This is a genomic window from Lactobacillus sp. CA30L, assembly GCF_059900845.1.
In genome coordinates this window covers 264,110-281,199 of the sequence record NZ_JBWXGB010000001.1, presented here as the reverse complement: position 1 = coordinate 281,199, position 17,090 = coordinate 264,110, and the positions used below count along the sequence as shown (strand labels likewise).

Below are 17,090 nucleotides of genomic sequence, written 5' to 3'. Positions count from 1 at the left end.
CTATTCTCCCTTCCGCAATTCCTGAATTCTTTGCCGCACACTTTCAAGCTGACGCTCATAGTCAATTTTCTTGGCTTTTTCCTTATCGATCACAGCTTGGGGCGCATGGGCAACAAAGCCCTGGTTGCTTAGCTTCTTAGCTGCACGTTCGACTTCACCAGCAAGCTCTTTTTCCTCTTTTTCCATGCGGCTGATTTCGTCATCCACATTAACCAAGTCAACTAGCGGAACGAAGATCTGTGCCCCCGAGATCACCGCCGTTTTGGCCAACTTAGGCGCATCAATGGTGGTTGCAATGGTCAACTTCTTCGGGTGCAAGAAGTTTTTCACGTACTCAGCATTTGCCGTTAAAACCCGTTCACTATTCTTATCCTCAATCTGAATCATGATGTCGATTGGTGAAGACAGGGGCGCATTGACTTCCATGCGGATGTTGCGGACAGCCTTGATTGTTTCAATCAAAAAGTCCATATCATTGCGGGCTTGGTCGTTGACAAATTCACTATGCGTTTCCGGATACTTGGCCACCATGATTGATTTCCCATTGTGCGGCATTGACAGCCAGAGCTTTTCGGTCACAAACGGCATAATTGGATGCAGCAGGCGCAAAATCTGGTCCAAAATCCAAATCAAATTGTCCTGCTTCTTCGCCTTTAGCTCCTGGTCATCGCCATTTAGGGTCACCTTAGACATTTCAATGTACCAGTCACAGAAGTCATTCCAAACAAAGTTGTACATTTCGCGGCCGGCTTCGCCGAACTTGTACTCATCGAACAGGCGAATAACTTCGCCGACCGTGTGATTCAAGCGGTCAAAGATCCACCCGTCAGCCAAATCAAAGCCGGCAACGTCCGGCATGTGCGCCGGCTCTGCACCTTTGGGCAGGTTCATAATCACAAACCGTGAGGCATTCCAGACCTTATTGATAAAGTTCCAAGCAGAGGCCAACTTTTTAGGATTATAACGGGTGTCCTGTCCGGGCGCTGTCCCGTTCAGCAGGAACCACCGCAAGGCATCCGCACCATACTGGTCGACAACATCCATAGGATCAACCCCGTTGCCCAGCGACTTGCTCATTTTGCGCCCCTGTTCATCACGAATAAGTCCGTGCAGAACCGTATCCCTAAAGGGCCTCTTATGCGTAAAGTGCAAACTTTGAAAAATCATGCGCGCAACCCAGAATGGCAGGATGTCATAACCAGTCACCAGCGCATCCGTCGGGAAGTAGCGTTGATAGTCTGCAGAATCTTCATCCGGCCAGCCCATGGTTGAAAACGGCCAGAGCGCACTGGAGAACCAGGTATCAAGCACATCGGGATCCTGCTCCCAATTTTCAATGTCCTGCGGGGCCTCTTCGCCCACGTAGACCTTACCTGTTTTCTTGTTGTACCATGCAGGAATCCGGTGCCCCCACCATAGCTGGCGGGAGATTACCCAATCATGAATATTTTCCATCCACTGCTTAAAGGTATGCTCAAAACGCTCGGGTACAAAGTTAACCTTGTCTGCTGTCTCTTGGTTAGCCAAGGCTTTTTCGGCCAGCGGCTTCATCTTAACAAACCACTGCGTAGACAGACGCGGCTCAACCTGGACGCCGGAGCGTTCTGAGTGTCCAACCGAGTGCACAATTGGCTTGACTTTGATCAGATAGCCCTGCTCTTTCAAATCCTTAACCAGTTCTTTGCGACACTCGAAACGATCCATGCCGGCATACTTGCCCGCTTGCTCGTTCATTGTGCCATCATCGTTCATAACGTTGATCCGTTCGAGGTTGTGCCGGTTGCCGACGGCAAAGTCGTTGGGGTCATGTGCCGGCGTGATTTTAACTAAACCGGTGCCAAAGTCGGGATCAACGTGTTGGTCCTCAATGATGGGAATGCGGCGTCCGACAAGGGGCAAAATCAATTCCTTGCCGACAATATCCCGGTATCGTTCATCCCCGTGCGCAACCGCAACTGCAGTATCGCCAAACATGGTTTCCGGCCGTGTCGTAGCAATCTCAACAAAGCCTGACCCATCGGCAAAGGGATACTTGATATGATAAAAGGCACCCTCGTCATCTTGGTGAATAACCTCAATATCGCTCAGGGCAGTCTGCAGTTCAGGATCCCAGTTGATGATGTACTCGCCGCGATAGATTAAGCCCTCATTGTAGAGCTGCACGAAGACGCGGCGCACCGCCTTTGACAGGCCTTCGTCCAAGGTAAAACGCTCACGCGAATAATCAAGCGACAGACCCATTTTAGCCCATTGGCTCTTGATAATGCTGGCGTACTCATCCTTCCAGTCCCAAACTTGCTTGACAAAAGCCTTGCGGCCCATCTCGTGCCGGTTTTTGCCCTGCTCACGCAATTTTGCTTCAACCTTGGCCTGCGTTGCAATCCCGGCGTGATCCATTCCTGGCAGGTACAGGGTATCAAACCCCTGCATCCGCTTAAAACGAATCAGGGTATCCTGAATTGCCGTATCCCATGCATGTCCTAAGTGCAGCTTGCCCGTGACGTTTGGCGGCGGGATCACGATTGAATACGGGTGCGCTTGACTATCGCCGGACGGCTTAAATAAGTCCTGATCAAGCCACTCCTGGTATCTGCCCTGTTCGACTGCTTGTGGGTCGTATTTAGGTGCTAAATCTGTCATAATATTCCTCCCAATAAAAAAGTCCTAGACAAAATTGTCTAGGACGATGTAATTACCGCGGTACCACCTAAGTTAAGCAGATTAAATCCGCTTCTCTTACATTGCGATAACGGCGAAATGCCGGATCAGCCTACTATTGGTTCAGCCAACCAGTCCAACCAAGCTACCAACCAACCCCAACTGACCTTTCAGCACTACGGGTCATTCTCTAGTTATTTAGGGTTAGTACCTCTTGGTTATTGCTTTGCAGGTATTATAGCATATTTTTACAAAATTTGTGCATCTTCTTCAGCCTTATCCGCCAGGAATTTATCATTCGGGTGTATTGGCGTGATTTGTATTCCCGCAAGGGCCCGCTGAATCAGACCATCGACATCAAGCCGTTCCTCGTACGCACGCGCTTTGTCAAGCCGCGGCTTCGTCTTGGGGCGGGGCGGCGCAAAGATCGTGCAGCAATCCTCAAACGGCTGAATCGATAAATCAAAAGTGCCGATCTTTTCGGCCAAAGCAATAATTTCCGTCTTGTCCATCGTGGCTACGGGCCTTACTACCGGGGTTGTCGTGACGTCGTTAATTGCCGCCATTGATTCCAGCGTTTGCGATGCCACCTGACCAACCGATTCACCGTTAAAAATAGCCAGTCCTTTGCGCTGGGCCCGAATCAGGTCAGCAAGCTGCAGCATAAAGCGGCGCTGCACGGTCATCAGGTAGCCCTCAGGTACCTTCTCCTTGATTGTTTCCTGAATTTCTGCAAAGGGAACCGCAATAAAGTTGATGCGACCGGAATAATTAGCCAGGATCCCGGTTAATTCCTTGGCCTTGTTCAGCGCCTTTTCGGTGGTGTAAGGCGGACTATAGAAGTGCACCATGTCGATATCGACCCCGCGCTTGAGGGCCAGGTATGAGGCAACGGGTGAATCGATTCCACCGGACAGCATCATGACCGCACGCCCGCCGGTGCCAACGGGCATGCCGCCCGCACCGTGCAGCAACTGGTTGGAAAGGTAGATTGCATCCGGGCGAACCTCGATGCGCAGCACAATATCAGGATGCTTCATTTCCACCCTTAAATTATCCATATGTGCAAACAGGTAGTCGCCAACCAGCTGATTCAATTCATTGGTATCGTATGCAAAATGGTGGTCGCTGCGCCTGGTGTTAACCTTGAAGGTCATGCCCTCTTCAAAGGCTGCGGTCATTAGGGCCAGTGCGGTCGTTTCAACCGCTTCGAGCGTTTTGGCAACCTTCACGGTTGGCGAATACGTTTGAATGCCAAACACTTTTCTTAAGCGCTGGTCAACTTCCTCGAATGGCGCACCGTTAAGCACGATGTGCATCCGGTCGTGACGCGCGTGAATTTCAACCGCGGGGAAGTCGCGTAACACCTTGGTTACGTTGCCGGCCAAGCGCCCGATGAAGTCCTTGCGGTTCTTGCCCTTAGTCGAAAGTTCACCGTAGCGAACCATTATTTCAGTGTATTTCATTATTTCTCTTCTCCTAAATGATTAATCGGAGCAAAGTGCCGGTAAATCTTATCAAAGACCCTGATAAATTCATCCGCTTCTGCCAGCGTGTTGGTTTCGTCAAAACTGAGCCGGATTGCGCTCGTTGCAATCTTGTCCTCTACGTGCATTGCCACCAGGGTACTGGCCTCATCCGTCTTGGTCGAAGCGCAGGCGGACGTCGTCGACGTGTAGATGTCGTATTCTTCCAGCGTGTGGACTAACGTTTCGCCGCGGATTCCCTCAAGGGCAAAACACAAAATATGCGGTGTAAAATCATCACTTACCGGTGAAAAAATTTCAATTCCCGGCTTATCCTGCAGGTAGTCGACAATTTTGCGCTTAATTGCTGACTCGCGCCCTGCCTTTTCGGCCTCACCGGCCAGCAGCAAGCGCATGGCTTTGGCCATGCCGGCAATCGCCGGCAAATTTTCCGTGCCGGAGCGCAGCCCCTTCTCCTGGCCGCCACCGTCGTGCAGGGGCGGCAGCATCTTGCCCTCTTTTTTATACAGGATGCCCGTTCCCCTGGGGGCATGAAACTTGTGGGCGGAGAAGCTAGAGAAGTCGACACGCGGAGTGAAGACCCGCGGCCAAATATTCTTGCCGAGGGCTTGGACATTGTCAACGTGGAAATTAACGGTCGGGTAGTTTGACAAAAGGTCGCTAATTTCTTCAATCGGCTGAATCGATCCAATTTCGTTGTTAACGCCCATAATTGAGACGAGCGTGGTATCGGAATCAAGCGTGCTGCGCAAATCATTGACATTGACCCGCCCCCTTTTGTCGACCGGCAAGCGGGTAACGTTAAAGCCGAGGCGTTCTAGGGCGTTAAAGCTGTTGGCAACGGATGCGTGTTCCACGCTCGACGTAATCAAATGCCTGCCAAACTCACGCTTCTGCAGCGCCGTGCCCTTAATCGCCCAGTTATTGGATTCCGTGCCGCCGGATGTGAAGAAGATTTCATCCTGCTTCGTCCCCAGCAGTCCAGCAATCTGCTTGCGTGCGCTTTCCAGCAGCTGATACGCCCGGTCGCCTAACTTGTGCAGGCTCGACGGGTTGGCCCAAATGTTTTGGGCGACCTGATCATAAGTTGCCAGCACCGCCGGGTCAACCTTCGTTGTCGCACTATTATCAAAGTAAATCATTTAATAAAATCATCCCCATGTACATCTGCACTCTACGCTCAACAGCAGCGTTTTGCGGCGTGCCTACCTCGTTAAAATTCGCTTGAATTCATGAAAATTTGCTGTTTTTACCCCTTTTGCGTCCCTCTCAATCATTAGGAACGGCCTACTCAGGACTCAGCAAAACTGCTATTTTGAGTTCAACGGATTCTTTGCCAATAGATATTCTATCATCTTCGCACCCTTTTACAACTTCAGAGTGCTCGGATCGCATGCAACCTAGCCTGCCTGCTTCTTTACGGCCGCGACTAATTGTCCTGCTTGGGGGCAGATGCTGGCAATATTCCGCTGCCACTGCTTCTGGCCAATTATTCCGCGCAACATAAAAACCGCTCTTTATAAAGCAGTTTCATGAAATTTCCTAAGTTATAGACAATGCCGCCTGCAACACGCCCCCGCTTGTGCCCCTTAATAGGCTTCCACTTATTCGCACGACTGCGTATGTCTGCTAGCCCAGCCTTTTTGCCATGGCGATAATTACAACAACGGCCGCTGCAGCCACTACAGTTTTGACGATGGTCTTTGTCCTCAAATCGATTTTAGCGTTGATTGTCAGATTGCCCTTTTTCATTTGATAATTGTGAATTTTGTTCATTGCTTTCCCCTCATTATAGTTTATGATACGACCAAAAGGAACTTCACGGTTCCTCAAAATTGCCGGGGCGTAAATCCTAGGCATGCGCGCAGTGTTATCAGCGTGGCAATGATTGTTGATATTGCGCCGATACGTTCTAAAGTTTCGGCTTTAGATTGCTTTTTCTACCCTCGTTTTTCAAGTCCCGCGCCGTCTTCCGCGTACCTGCTGCTTGTTTAAACGTCCACCGCCAACAATATTTGCAATTCAACTTAACTTTTTGTATAAATCAACCCCAAGGCCGTCAAGTTTTCGGGGCTTGCCTTTTTTGCGCTGCTTGGGAATTAATGTTCAGAATAGGGACGTTAACTACAAAAAACACCGATTCCCAAACGGCCAGCTAATTACAAGGCGGGACACCCCCGTCAACCTACCTTCTGGCCCTAGTTTGTCAATTGCTGCTCTTGTTAGAATAATACGCGTTCTCAAGGCGCTGGTACGATCCCGGCTCCGCTTTTTCAAGCGCCGTTGCAATCGTGTCTAGCGCGTCCTTATAGTCAAACTCCTGACTATAAAGCTCCATCGTCTTCTTTTGGGCACTTTTCATCGCGCTATTGTCCGAATACTTGTTAGAATACTGCAGCGTCAGTTCCACCAGGTTGGCCGAGTTAATGATGTCGTCTGCCTCACGCTTGAGCCGTTCGACGTCATCAGAAATCTGAATTAATTCGTTCGAGATCTTTTCCATATTGATCCGGACCTGCCCCAGTTCCTTGGCCACGTGCCCAATTTCGTTAACAACCAGCGTATACATCTGAACGAAGCTGTCGGGGTTGCCCGGCAATTTTTTGCGCTCCAAGCGGCGGTAAACAAGCGCTACCTCCTGCTTAAACTGGTTAACCGAATTATTGGCAACGTTTTCCGAATCAAAGAGTCCGTCAACGTCCCGCGCCATATTGTTTTGCTCCGTGCCTATTTCGCGCAGGCGCTCGAGCATGCTTAGCCACCTGGCCTTGATTGCAGAATAAACGCCCTTGCCATCAGCCACGTTTTGCGTGTCAACCGTGTACTGCCGGTTCATGTCGGTAACTTCCTGCTCAAATTTACGGCTCTGGGCGAGTTCGCCGTGCGTCAGTTCGTAACTTTCATCAATGTGACGCAGCTTCTTGACCAGGTTACGGGATTCAACCAGCGCGTGCGCAAGCAGCCGCTTAATTTTGTCCTGATTTTCTTCAACGAAGGGCCGCGCCTTGTACTCCCTGGTCAAAACCTCATAGAGATCAGCAATTGCACTTTTGATCTCGCTAATTTGCTTGTCCAGCTCCGCAATCTTCAAGTCCGCCAGCGTGCGGCTGGCTTCATTGACCTGGCCGCGGATCTTTTTTATTTCACCCAGCACGTCAATCTGAGTGATGTAATACTTAGAAGACATCATCTTCTTGTAAGTATCGGACAACTCACCCAACTGTGCCCGAAAAACCTGGTCCAGCTGGCGACGCGCGTCCCTAACCTTGGGCAGAACCGTTTCAACTAAATCTAGTGCTGCCTTGATCTTGGACAAAACCCGCTTGGCTTCAACTTGATCGCCCTGAGCGGTCAGGCTCTTTGCTTCGGAAAAATCCTTCTCGATTGCAGCCAGTTCGTCCTCAATCCGGTCAAGCGCTACGCCATACTCAAAAGAGTCGGCCAAGACCTTCTTACGCAGCTCCAGGTAGTTTTTATTGAGTTCATCATACTGCATCTGGTTCTCACGGTGAGACTCAAGTAATTCCGTAAAAACCTCTTGCGTGTTCTTCGCATCATCATATGTAGGCCGCATGATTCCCTGGGCCTGCTTAATGTTCTTGCGGGCCTTAAACAGCAGGTAGTGGGCGTTCTGCTCCGCGGCCTGGTCCAACAGGGCCTGGACTTGAGGAATTTTTTTGGTAGTTGCCTGCTGGTAGCTCTCGCGCCAGGTCGTCAACGTGATCAGACTCTCACCCGCCAATTCCATTTTATTAAGCTTGACAATATCGGCTTCCAAATTCATTTTGTCAATTTTAGTGATTAGGTCGTCAAGTTCAATAATTTCCCGCAGCTGCTTATGATTCATAATTAGCATAAATGCAATCGCAAGAATAATGATTAAAACTACAATTACCACAACTATGGCCTGGGCTGGTGACATAATTTTCCTCCAAAACTACCCTAATTATACCAAATTTATCTTATGCTGTGAGCATGAGTTTATAATAAATAGCACACCCGGACACTAAATAAAAAAACGTTAACGAATCATTCATAATTTAGACCAAGTTGGCAAATTCTCTTGCTTTAGCCGCGTGCGGCCGCTATAATAGGGGAAGTGTAAAATATTTGCAGCTATAAGTGACAAGAACGTCAACATCTTAATACGTTTTAGTGAACGAGTAACCGACGCTGCAACAGGCGAAAATGAAAATTAAGATGCACGAATGTTGAACTTATACGTGATTATTTTACTCCAAAAACTGTTAGCAGATTTTATTGGAGGATTTTATGTCAAGATATACAGGTCCAAGTTGGAAACGGTCAAGAAGATTAGGGATTTCCCTTTCAGGCACGGGCAAGGAGCTTAGCCGGCGCAACTACGCCCCCGGTCAGCACGGTCCCAACGCACGCGGGCGCTTGTCGGAATACGGCGAGCAGCTGCATGAAAAGCAGAAGCTGCGCTGGATGTACGGCTTAAACGAGCGTCAATTTAGAACTTTGTTCAAGCGCGCTGGTAAGATTCGTGAAGGTGAGCACGGTACCAACTTCATGGTTTTGCTTGAGTGCCGTTTGGACAGTCTGGTTTACCGCTTAGGCTTGGCTACCACTAGGGAACAAGCTAGACAGCTGGTCAACCACGGTCATGTTACCGTTGATGGCAAGCGGGTCGACATTCCTTCATACGAGGTTAGCGTTGGCCAAACCATCAGTCTGAGGGAGAAGTCAAAGAACTTGCAGCAAGTCAAAGATGCGCTTGAAGCAGTTGTGGCTCGCCCATCATTCGTTTCATTTGATGACAACAAGTTGGAAGGTTCTCTTGTACGTCTTCCAGAACGTGATGAAATGGAACCAGAAATTAATGAAGCCCTGGTTGTTGAATACTACAACAAATTGCTTTAATTTTTTCATTACCAAACCCCTTTCCTGCTTGGAGAGGGGTTTTTGCTACGCGAAAGGAAGGCCAAAACAATGTCCGACGATTTAAATACGAGGGTCGCAAATGCGGCCCAGGGGATTACGCCCCAGACAAGGCCCGATGAGCGCAGACGATTTTTGGGTTCTTTGCGCGAGCGGGTCTTGGTGCGGATGACGAATGCCGAAACAGCGGATGCCAAGTTGACCAACTTATTTCTGCTGCACTTCCCTGACTTTGTTGGTTACTCCATTCTGATCAATGGCAATCTGGACGGGAATTTTTTGAACCAAGTTGAAACAAACTGTGGCAAGTACAATATTTCATTTACCCTAGTCAACAATGAAACCGCCCAAACGGGACCGGAGGACACCGCAATTTTGGTTGTTGCCCCCACTGCGATCAACAAGCTGCGGGTTGAAATCGGCCAGGTCTACCCACCCGAAATGCCCCAAGACAAGTTGACTGCGGCCGCCCCTAGCAAAAAGGCGGGCTTCTGGCACCGCCTCTTCCACGGAGACAAATAATGAAACCACTCGCCTACAGAATGCGCCCGCACAATTTGGATGAGGTGGTTGGCCAGCAACACTTGATTGGTCCGGGCAAAATTATCCGGCGCATGGTTGAGGCCAAGCTTTTATCCTCAATGATCCTCTACGGCCCGCCCGGCATCGGTAAAACCAGCATCGCGAGTGCGATTGCGGGCTCGACTAAGTATGCTTTTCGCAAGCTTAACGCCGCAACCGATGGCAAGAAGCAGCTGCAGCAAGTTGCACTTGAAGGCAAAATGAGCGGTACGGTGATCCTCCTGCTCGATGAGATTCACCGCTTAGACAAGACCAAGCAGGACTTTCTCCTGCCCCTGCTCGAAAGTGGCCAGATTATTCTTATCGGCGCCACTACGGAGAATCCCTACATCTCAATCTCCCCCGCCATTCGTTCGCGCTGCCAAATATTTGAGCTTAAGCCGCTGGACGCAGGCGACGTTAACAAGGCCATCGATCGTGCCCTTCACGATGAGGAAAACGGTTTAGGCAGCTATCACGTTGAACTCACTGCCGAAGCCCAAAAATTGCTCGTTGAGAAGGGCAACGGCGACCTGCGCGCAACACTGAACGGCCTGGAATTGGCCGTGCGCTCAACCAAGCAGGAACTTAAAGCCGACGGGACAGACACCAGCTCGGGCTTTAAAATTGACCAGCAGACGATGGCTAATTCCATTCAGGTGCGTGCCCAAAACTTTGATGCGTCCGGAGACGGTCACTATGACCTCGTTTCGGCTTTTCAAAAGTCAATCCGGGGCTCGGATACAGACGCCGCACTGCATTATCTGGCGCGCCTGATTGAATCCGGCGACCTCGTGTCAATCTGTCGCCGCTTGAGCGTCATCGCCTACGAAGACGTTGGCCTGGCCAACCCGGCCGCGGCCCAGCACACAATAATTGCAATTCAGGCTGCGCAGAGTCTCGGCTTGCCCGAAGCGCGCATACCGCTTGCGAACGCCGTAATCGAGCTGGCACTTTCGCCCAAGAGCAACAGTGCAATCAGCGCAATCGACCAGGCCTTGAGCGATGTCCAAAACAAAGACACCGGATCAATCCCTGACAGCCTCAAGGATGCGCACTATTCCGGCGCTGAAAAATTGGGACACGGGACCAGCTACGTATATCCGCACTCCTATCCGGGCGACTGGATTCCCCAGCAGTATTTGCCCGACAAGCTCCTGGGCACGCAGTACTTTACCCCTAAAGGCAACTCCAAAATTGAAAAAGGGCTGCTCAAGCAGTACCAAGTTTTGCACAACATGCAAAAAGAGGGCCTGAAAACCACGTCTGACGGGAAAAATTAAGCGTGTTGATCCGTGTGCTGCCGAAGAAAAGTTGACAAATAGCATTATTTTAGCTAATATAATAGTTGATCTGGGTTGACTGATTAGCTAAATTGTATAAAGTTGACCGGTCAAACATATTACGTGCGAGACAGTAAATAACAATAGAATCGGAATACTATCTGATCTATCAGCATAGGATCCACATTCGTTGCGCTACTTCTCATTTCTTTGAACACTGCGGGTTCAACAAGCACCGTTTTGCTATGTTTGGTCAACTCGGATTTTTTTCGAAATTAGAGGAAACGGTCTGACGACCGTTTTTTACGTGGAGATTTTTATGATTCTTAAAGCTATCATCACCGTTTACCTAATAATAATGCTGGCAACCGCATACTACCTTTGGCATAACCGCGGCAGCCACTTCCTCATCTTCAACAGCAAGAACAATGCCAACTTTAGGTCAATCATGACGTGGACCGCGATTATTCTCACTTTGGAAAGCCTGCTCGGTCTCTTTCTTGTGCTTCAGGATAACAAGTACCTCAACCTGATCACCCTTGTCCTTAGTTCCTGCACCATTTTGATTTTTAGCCTATTAATTAACCAAAAGAATGAATAATTCGGCCGAAAATTTGGTAAAATATGGTGAGAGAGGTATTTAACTATGAAACAATATCACCGTATTCAAGTTGCTATTGACGGTTCCATGGAGGCCGACCTCGCCTTTAAAAAGGCGGTTGCGGCGGCTAAACGCAATGGGGCCACGCTAGAAATCCTGCACGTCATCGATACCCGTTCTTTTCAAAACGTGTCGAGCTTCGATTCCGAAATGGTGGAACAGGTCTCTAACGATGCGCGGAAAAAATGTAAGAAGTGCTATGACGACGCTACTCGTGCCGGAGTCCAGGACGTTCATTTCTCAATTGAATTTGGTTCTCCCAAGGCGATCATCGCACACGAATTTCCGCAGAAGCATGACATTGATTTGATCATTGTCGGTGCAACGGGACTCAACGCAGTGGAAAGAATATTGATTGGCAGCGTGACCGAATACGTCACGCGCACTGCTGACTGCGACGTCTTGGTGTGCCGCACGACTAAAGAATTACGGCTTTAACACAAACCGCACTAAACTAAAAAAACACTTCAATAGAAAAGAAGTGTTTTTTAGTTTGTCTTGCATTTTTAAAAGTCACCGGCCTGGCTGAACATGTAGTCCTTGTTATGAAACTTCATCGAAAGAATCATCCCAATTCCAATCATGTTGCCGATCAGAGCCGAGCCCCCCTGCGAGATAAAGGGCAAGGGAATCCCGGTCAGCGGCAGCAGGTCAATGCTCATGCCAATGTTTTCAAAGACATGGAACAAAATCATCATGATGACCCCGGTCGAAACGTAGGAATAAAATGCGTTCCGCGTGTCAAAGGTGATGCGCACCATCTGGATAATCAGGTAGAGGTAAAGCAGGATAACCGCCACGCTGCCGACAAAGCCAAAGGATTCGCCGATGACCGAATAGACCATATCGGAACCCCGGACCGGAACGTAGACGCTCAACTTGCCAAAGCCATTGCCAAACAGCTGCCCCGATCCAATCGCCTGCATGCTGAGCCACAACTGGTACGCATCCTTGGAGGTGTCGGTCGCCGGGTTCAGCCACGACATGATCCGCTTAAACTGGTAGGGCTGGAAGAAGTGGCTTAAAAAGGACTGCCCCCCCGCCGTCGTGACCATGAAGATCACGGTGGCCCCAAGGACAAAAAGCGCGATGAACATGGGCGTGATAATCTTCCAGGAAATACCCGACACGAGGAGAACGCCACCGACAATTGCAATAAAAACCAGCATCGTCCCGAAGTCATTCTGCAGCTTGAGCAGGACGGCAACCGGCAAGAGCCACGCAACGACCTTGCCAATCAGCAGCCAGTCGTTCTTAATCGTGTGCATCAGCTTTTGGTTGTGGTCATGAACGACCCGGGCCAGCATCAGGATAAAGGCCGGCTTCATCACCTCGGACGGCTGAAAGGAAATCGGCCCCAGCTTGAACCAGCTCTTAGCACCCGTATCTCCAGCAACCCCACGGTTGTAAAAGAACAAAACCAGAATCAGCAGGACAATGCCAAAGGCATACACATAGGGCGCAATGCGGAAGAGCTGCTCCGCGTCAAACTGAATAACGAAGACTACAATCGCCACCGAAATGACGTACCATAGGCCCTGCATTAGGACGGCCTTCGCCGGACTGCCCATGTGGCTGGGATCATCGATAGCCGCAAAATAAATTGAATAAAGTCCAACCGCTGCAAGGATCAGAATGGGAACAACGATGTTCCAGGCAATCCGGTCGTAAAGGCTTGTTTTGTTTTCTACTTTTACCATTAATTATCACTGCCCGTTATTTCTCGTGCAGGGCAAAATATGAGAGCAGGTCATTGATGCTGCTTTCAAGGCTCTTCGCGTATAGCACGCTTTGGGTCTTGCCCGTCGTGGCGCGGTAGCGCCCCGAAACTTTTTCAATTGTTCCAATCGGCTTCTTATTCGGGATAATTACCTCCCAGGTCGGATTTTCCCTGCCCTTTACTTCATTAATTTCAACGTTAATATTTACTGGCTTTTTTGACATAATATCTCCTACTTTGCATACGGATGAAACTTCTTGGCGATAATTTCATCCTCGTATTTTTCCGGGTGAGGATTACGGAAAATAGTAAATTTATCAGGCACAGGGTCAACACCGCCGCGCACAAAAGGATTGCAGCGCAAAATCCGGCATATGCCCATAACGAGCCCCTTGACCGGGCCAAACCTGGTCAACGCATCAACCATGTAAGCCGAGCACGTCGGATAGTACCGGCAGCTCTTGGGCAGGGCCGGGGAAATGAACCGCTGATAAATTCTAACTAAAAAAATCAAAATTTTACGCAAAGCAATCTCCTGGTAATTAGTGAACCTGATGTTTCTCGATGTTGTTGAGCAATATGCCCGTACCAAGTGCTACGGCTTCAAGCGGCTGGTCGGCCGTTAAAACCGGCACCTTCAGGTAGTAAGAAATCAGCTTGTCGATATTCTTAAGCAGTGCGCCCCCACCGGTCAGCATAATGCCCCGGTCAATGATGTCTGCGGACAATTCGGGTGGCGTTTTTTCCAGTACTTCCTTGGTTGAAGCAATGATCGTCATCAGCCCATCGTGCAGCGCCTCCTGAATCTCAGACGCCGAGACTGTTACCTGCTTGGGCAAGCCGTCAACCATGTCGCGTCCCCGGACCGTAATCGTTTGCTCCTCATCCGGTTCAAATGCGCTGCCGATTTCAATCTTGATCTGTTCGGCCGTCCGTGAGCCAATCAGCAGGTTGTGCTTGTTTTTGATGTAAGACACGACTGCCTGGTTCATGTGGTCGCCGGCGTAGCGCAGCGACTGACTGGTCACAATTTCGCCCATGGACAAGACTGCAATATCAGTGGTGCCGCCACCAATGTCAATCACGATGTTGCCCTGCGGCTTAAAAATATCAAGACCCGCACCAACAGCCGCAACCTTGGGCTCGAAGTCCAGGTAGACCTTGCCGCCGCCAGATTTTTCGGCGGCCTGGATGATGGCTTTCTGCTCGATTGACGTAACGCCGGTCGGTGCACATATCAGGATATTGGGTTTCGACATGAGCCCCTTGACGTTTAACTTCTGGATAAAGTACGACAGCATCGCCTCGGTGATATCAAAATCGGCAATGACGCCATTCTTCAGGGGACGAATTACGCGGATATTGCCGGGCGTGCGTCCAACCATCCTATATGCTTCGGTGCCAACTGCTACTACTTTGTTTGTGCTAGTGTTAACAGCAACTACTGACGGTTCATTCAGCACAATCCCTTTGCCAGAGACGTTGATGAGCACATTTGCTGTTCCTAGATCAATTCCTATATCTCGTGCCACGATAATCCTCCATAAATATTCATTGTATATTTTACCATAAAGGGTCTCTGGTTTGCCGCCCATTTCGCCCACTTTACCAAGTTTTAAAAGAAATTGCTCAGTTGCAGGGACGTATCGATTAGGGCGATGAAGAAATTGCCGACCAGGTAGCCCAGGGCAATGGCCGTAAAAATCAGCAGCAGCTGGGCCTCAAACGTCCTATTCTTGCGAATGATCTTTTCGACCTGCACGCTTTTCATTATCTGAAACGACAGGCCAATCGTAATCAGGTAGATCACAATACTGATTAGAGCATGAACACCGAGTTGAAACATTTTATCTCTCGCTTTTCTTTTTTACTGTTAACCAAAAACGGACACACTTATGTGCATCCGTTTAAGCTCGACTTAATTACTTGAATTATAAACACTGATCCTGTTGACGGCTCTTCTTAATGCAACCTGAGCCCGCTCTAAGGAACGCTCGTCATGTGAGGCCTTGGCCTCTTCCATGGCCTTTTGCGCGCGCCTTCTGGCGGCTTCGGCCCGCGAAACGTCGATATTGCTCGATTGTTCAGCACTATCAGCAATAACCGTGGCAACGTTGTCAGAAAATTCGAAGTAGCCGCCGCTGACGGCAATGTGATTCACCACATTGTTTGCCTCGCGGCCACGCTTGACCCTAATCTCACCAATTGCGAGCGGCGTTAAGATTGGCAAGTGATTATACATCACCGAACGCTGACCATCAATCGCCCGCATCTCAACCAAGCTGCAGCGGTGGGAAAAAACCAAACCGTCTGGAGTTACCACATTGACCTTAAAAAGTTTTTCTGGTTCTGCCATTTGACATCACCCTACTTTTCCAACAATGCTTGAGCTTCCGGATCACTAGCGGTTACACCCATCTCTTGCGCCTTCTTCAAGACGTCTTCAATTGGACCAACACTCCGGAAAGCATCTTCTGGCAGGTCATCAAGGTGACCCTCTAGAATCATCTTAAAGCCCTTAATGGTTTCCTTGATTGGAACATATGAACCAGGAACGCCAGTAAACTGCTCAGCAACAAAGAAGTTCTGCGATAAGAAGAACTGAATCTTACGAGCACGGCTAACAATAACCTTCTCTTCATCGGATAATTCATCCATGCCCAGCACAGAAATAATATCCTGCAACTCATGGTAACGCTGCAGGACATGCTGCACCTGCGTAGCGACTTGGTAGTGCTCGCTGCCAACGACTTCTGGGTCCAGCGCGCTAGACGTCGACTGGAGCGGGTCAACCGCCGGATAGATTCCCTGTTCCACCAGGCTACGCTCCAGGTTGGTCGTAGCATCAAGGTGGGCAAAGGTTGTGGCTGGTGCCGGGTCAGTATAGTCATCGGCGGGCACGTAAACGGCCTGAATTGAAGTAATTGAACCCTTCTTGGTCGAAGTAATCCGTTCCTGCAGTTGACCCATTTCCGTTGCCAGCGTGGGCTGGTAACCAACGGCACTTGGCATCCGGCCAAGCAGCGCGGAAACTTCTGATCCCGCCTGCGTGAACCGGAAAATATTATCAATGAAGAGCAACACGTCCTGGCCCTCAACGTCACGGAAGTACTCCGCTAGCGTCAAGCCGGTCAACGCAACCCGCATTCTGGCACCAGGCGGCTCATTCATCTGTCCGAAGACCATGGCGGTCTTGCTCAAGACGCCTGAAGCCTTCATTTCAAAGTACAGGTCGTTACCCTCACGCGTTCTTTCACCAACACCGGTAAAAACAGAGATGCCGCCGTGTTCCTGGGCAATGTTGTGAATCAATTCCTGGATGATCGTGGTTTTGCCGACTCCGGCACCACCGAACAGACCAACCTTGCCGCCCCGAACGTAGGGCTCAAGCAGGTCGATAACCTTGATCCCCGTTTCAAGTATTTCCTGACTCGTGGTCAGTTCGTCATACTTAGGTGCTTCCTTATGAATGCTTTCGCGGGCATGATCCTGATCAAACTTGGGACCGTTATCAATTGTGTTGCCCAGAACGTTAAAAACACGTCCAAGGGTATCGTTGCCAACGGGTACTGAAATTGGTCCGCCAGTATCCTGGACCTTCATTCCGCGCATCAGACCATTGGTAGATTCCATGGCGATTGTCCTTAGGACACCATCACCAAGTTCAAGCGTGACTTCAAGGACGACAGCCTCATCCTCTGACTTAATTACACGCAAAGCATTATTAATATCAGGTAGGCTTTTATCAAGCGGGAATTTCACATCGACCACGGGGCCGATTACTTGAACAACTTCACCTTCACTCAAAATATCTACCT

General features: G+C 49.6%; 17 protein-coding genes. 5 read left to right on the top strand and 12 right to left on the bottom strand.

The annotated features are described in order from the left end of the window. The 5 genes from AC2JF8_RS01475 to ezrA form a co-directional block, all read right to left on the bottom strand. Positions 1-2,640, bottom strand: a complete 2,640-nt coding sequence (locus tag AC2JF8_RS01475) for a valine--tRNA ligase (protein WP_500760490.1) — start codon at positions 2,638-2,640, stop codon at positions 1-3. A 266-nt stretch (positions 2,641-2,906) separates the two neighbouring features. Continuing rightward, complete coding sequence (gene thiI, locus AC2JF8_RS01470; RefSeq protein WP_500760488.1) at positions 2,907-4,124, bottom strand: tRNA uracil 4-sulfurtransferase ThiI; 1,218 nt, start codon at positions 4,122-4,124, stop codon at positions 2,907-2,909. Then, on the bottom strand, positions 4,124-5,287 hold the full coding sequence (locus AC2JF8_RS01465; RefSeq protein WP_500760487.1) for a cysteine desulfurase family protein: 1,164 nt from the start codon (positions 5,285-5,287) through the stop codon (positions 4,124-4,126). The genes thiI and AC2JF8_RS01465 overlap by 1 nt, the downstream gene beginning before the upstream one ends. A gap of 487 nt (positions 5,288-5,774) precedes the next feature. Continuing rightward, the gene (locus tag AC2JF8_RS01460; protein WP_500729507.1) at positions 5,775-5,921 is read right to left on the bottom strand and encodes a hypothetical protein; all 147 of its coding nucleotides are present in this window, start codon (positions 5,919-5,921) and stop codon (positions 5,775-5,777) included. A 430-nt stretch (positions 5,922-6,351) separates the two neighbouring features. Continuing rightward, a complete protein-coding gene (gene ezrA, locus AC2JF8_RS01455; protein WP_500760485.1) occupies positions 6,352-8,067 on the bottom strand; it encodes a septation ring formation regulator EzrA in 1,716 nt (571 codons plus the stop codon). A 350-nt stretch (positions 8,068-8,417) separates the two neighbouring features. Here ezrA and rpsD point away from each other — a divergent pair, with 350 nt between their 5' ends. The 5 genes from rpsD (at position 8,418) to AC2JF8_RS01430 (ending at position 11,990) form a co-directional block, all read left to right on the top strand. Next, complete coding sequence (gene rpsD / locus AC2JF8_RS01450; protein ID WP_500729505.1) at positions 8,418-9,029, top strand: 30S ribosomal protein S4; 612 nt, start codon at positions 8,418-8,420, stop codon at positions 9,027-9,029. 69 nt (positions 9,030-9,098) lie between these two features. Then, the gene (locus AC2JF8_RS01445) at positions 9,099-9,569 is read left to right on the top strand and encodes a DUF1694 domain-containing protein (RefSeq protein WP_500760483.1); all 471 of its coding nucleotides are present in this window, start codon (positions 9,099-9,101) and stop codon (positions 9,567-9,569) included. Beyond that, complete coding sequence (locus AC2JF8_RS01440) at positions 9,569-10,891, top strand: replication-associated recombination protein A (RefSeq protein ID WP_500760480.1); 1,323 nt, start codon at positions 9,569-9,571, stop codon at positions 10,889-10,891. Before AC2JF8_RS01445 ends, AC2JF8_RS01440 begins: the two co-directional genes overlap by 1 nt. A 319-nt stretch (positions 10,892-11,210) precedes the next feature. Then, the gene (locus AC2JF8_RS01435) at positions 11,211-11,492 is read left to right on the top strand and encodes a hypothetical protein (protein WP_500729502.1); all 282 of its coding nucleotides are present in this window, start codon (positions 11,211-11,213) and stop codon (positions 11,490-11,492) included. 45 nt (positions 11,493-11,537) lie between these two features. Next, complete coding sequence (locus tag AC2JF8_RS01430; protein WP_500729501.1) at positions 11,538-11,990, top strand: universal stress protein; 453 nt, start codon at positions 11,538-11,540, stop codon at positions 11,988-11,990. Positions 11,991-12,058: 68 nt separating this feature from the next. Here AC2JF8_RS01430 and AC2JF8_RS01425 read toward each other — a convergent pair whose 3' ends face one another. The 7 genes from AC2JF8_RS01425 to atpD form a co-directional block, all read right to left on the bottom strand. Next, positions 12,059-13,252 carry an FtsW/RodA/SpoVE family cell cycle protein gene (locus AC2JF8_RS01425; RefSeq protein ID WP_500760477.1) on the bottom strand — a complete coding sequence of 398 codons (1,194 nt, stop codon included), beginning with the start codon at positions 13,250-13,252 and terminating at the stop codon, positions 12,059-12,061. 16 nt (positions 13,253-13,268) lie between these two features. Continuing rightward, positions 13,269-13,496, bottom strand: a complete 228-nt coding sequence (locus AC2JF8_RS01420) for a DUF2969 domain-containing protein (RefSeq protein WP_500729499.1) — start codon at positions 13,494-13,496, stop codon at positions 13,269-13,271. 8 nt (positions 13,497-13,504) lie between these two features. After that, entirely contained in the window at positions 13,505-13,798 is a 294-nt protein-coding gene (gene yidD / locus AC2JF8_RS01415; protein WP_500729498.1) for a membrane protein insertion efficiency factor YidD, read from the bottom strand. Between the two features lie 16 nt (positions 13,799-13,814). Continuing rightward, positions 13,815-14,804: a rod shape-determining protein gene (locus tag AC2JF8_RS01410; protein WP_500729497.1), complete on the bottom strand. Its 990-nt coding sequence runs from the start codon at positions 14,802-14,804 to the stop codon at positions 13,815-13,817. Between the two features lie 83 nt (positions 14,805-14,887). Then, on the bottom strand, positions 14,888-15,118 hold the full coding sequence (locus AC2JF8_RS01405; RefSeq protein ID WP_500760475.1) for a DUF1146 family protein: 231 nt from the start codon (positions 15,116-15,118) through the stop codon (positions 14,888-14,890). Positions 15,119-15,190: 72 nt separating this feature from the next. Further along, positions 15,191-15,628, bottom strand: a complete 438-nt coding sequence (locus AC2JF8_RS01400) for a F0F1 ATP synthase subunit epsilon (RefSeq protein ID WP_500729495.1) — start codon at positions 15,626-15,628, stop codon at positions 15,191-15,193. Positions 15,629-15,639: 11 nt separating this feature from the next. Then, positions 15,640-17,079, bottom strand: coding sequence for a F0F1 ATP synthase subunit beta (gene atpD / locus AC2JF8_RS01395; RefSeq protein WP_500760843.1), 1,440 nt, complete (start codon positions 17,077-17,079; stop codon positions 15,640-15,642). Positions 17,080-17,090 lie beyond the last annotated feature (11 nt).

Bases quoted from the DNA above. Each gene is read 5' to 3' on its own strand.
- AC2JF8_RS01475 (WP_500760490.1), bottom strand. From the start codon at position 2,640: ATGACAGATTTAGCACCTAAATACGACCCACAAGCAGTCGAACAGGGC.
- thiI (WP_500760488.1), bottom strand. From the start codon at position 4,124: ATGAAATACACTGAAATAATGGTTCGCTACGGTGAACTTTCGACTAAG.
- AC2JF8_RS01465 (WP_500760487.1), bottom strand. From the start codon at position 5,287: ATGATTTACTTTGATAATAGTGCGACAACGAAGGTTGACCCGGCGGTG.
- AC2JF8_RS01460 (WP_500729507.1), bottom strand. From the start codon at position 5,921: ATGAACAAAATTCACAATTATCAAATGAAAAAGGGCAATCTGACAATC.
- ezrA (WP_500760485.1), bottom strand. From the start codon at position 8,067: ATGTCACCAGCCCAGGCCATAGTTGTGGTAATTGTAGTTTTAATCATT.
- rpsD (WP_500729505.1), top strand. From the start codon at position 8,418: ATGTCAAGATATACAGGTCCAAGTTGGAAACGGTCAAGAAGATTAGGG.
- AC2JF8_RS01445 (WP_500760483.1), top strand. From the start codon at position 9,099: ATGTCCGACGATTTAAATACGAGGGTCGCAAATGCGGCCCAGGGGATT.
- AC2JF8_RS01440 (WP_500760480.1), top strand. From the start codon at position 9,569: ATGAAACCACTCGCCTACAGAATGCGCCCGCACAATTTGGATGAGGTG.
- AC2JF8_RS01435 (WP_500729502.1), top strand. From the start codon at position 11,211: ATGATTCTTAAAGCTATCATCACCGTTTACCTAATAATAATGCTGGCA.
- AC2JF8_RS01430 (WP_500729501.1), top strand. From the start codon at position 11,538: ATGAAACAATATCACCGTATTCAAGTTGCTATTGACGGTTCCATGGAG.
- AC2JF8_RS01425 (WP_500760477.1), bottom strand. From the start codon at position 13,252: ATGGTAAAAGTAGAAAACAAAACAAGCCTTTACGACCGGATTGCCTGG.
- AC2JF8_RS01420 (WP_500729499.1), bottom strand. From the start codon at position 13,496: ATGTCAAAAAAGCCAGTAAATATTAACGTTGAAATTAATGAAGTAAAG.
- AC2JF8_RS01405 (WP_500760475.1), bottom strand. From the start codon at position 15,118: ATGTTTCAACTCGGTGTTCATGCTCTAATCAGTATTGTGATCTACCTG.
- AC2JF8_RS01400 (WP_500729495.1), bottom strand. From the start codon at position 15,628: ATGGCAGAACCAGAAAAACTTTTTAAGGTCAATGTGGTAACTCCAGAC.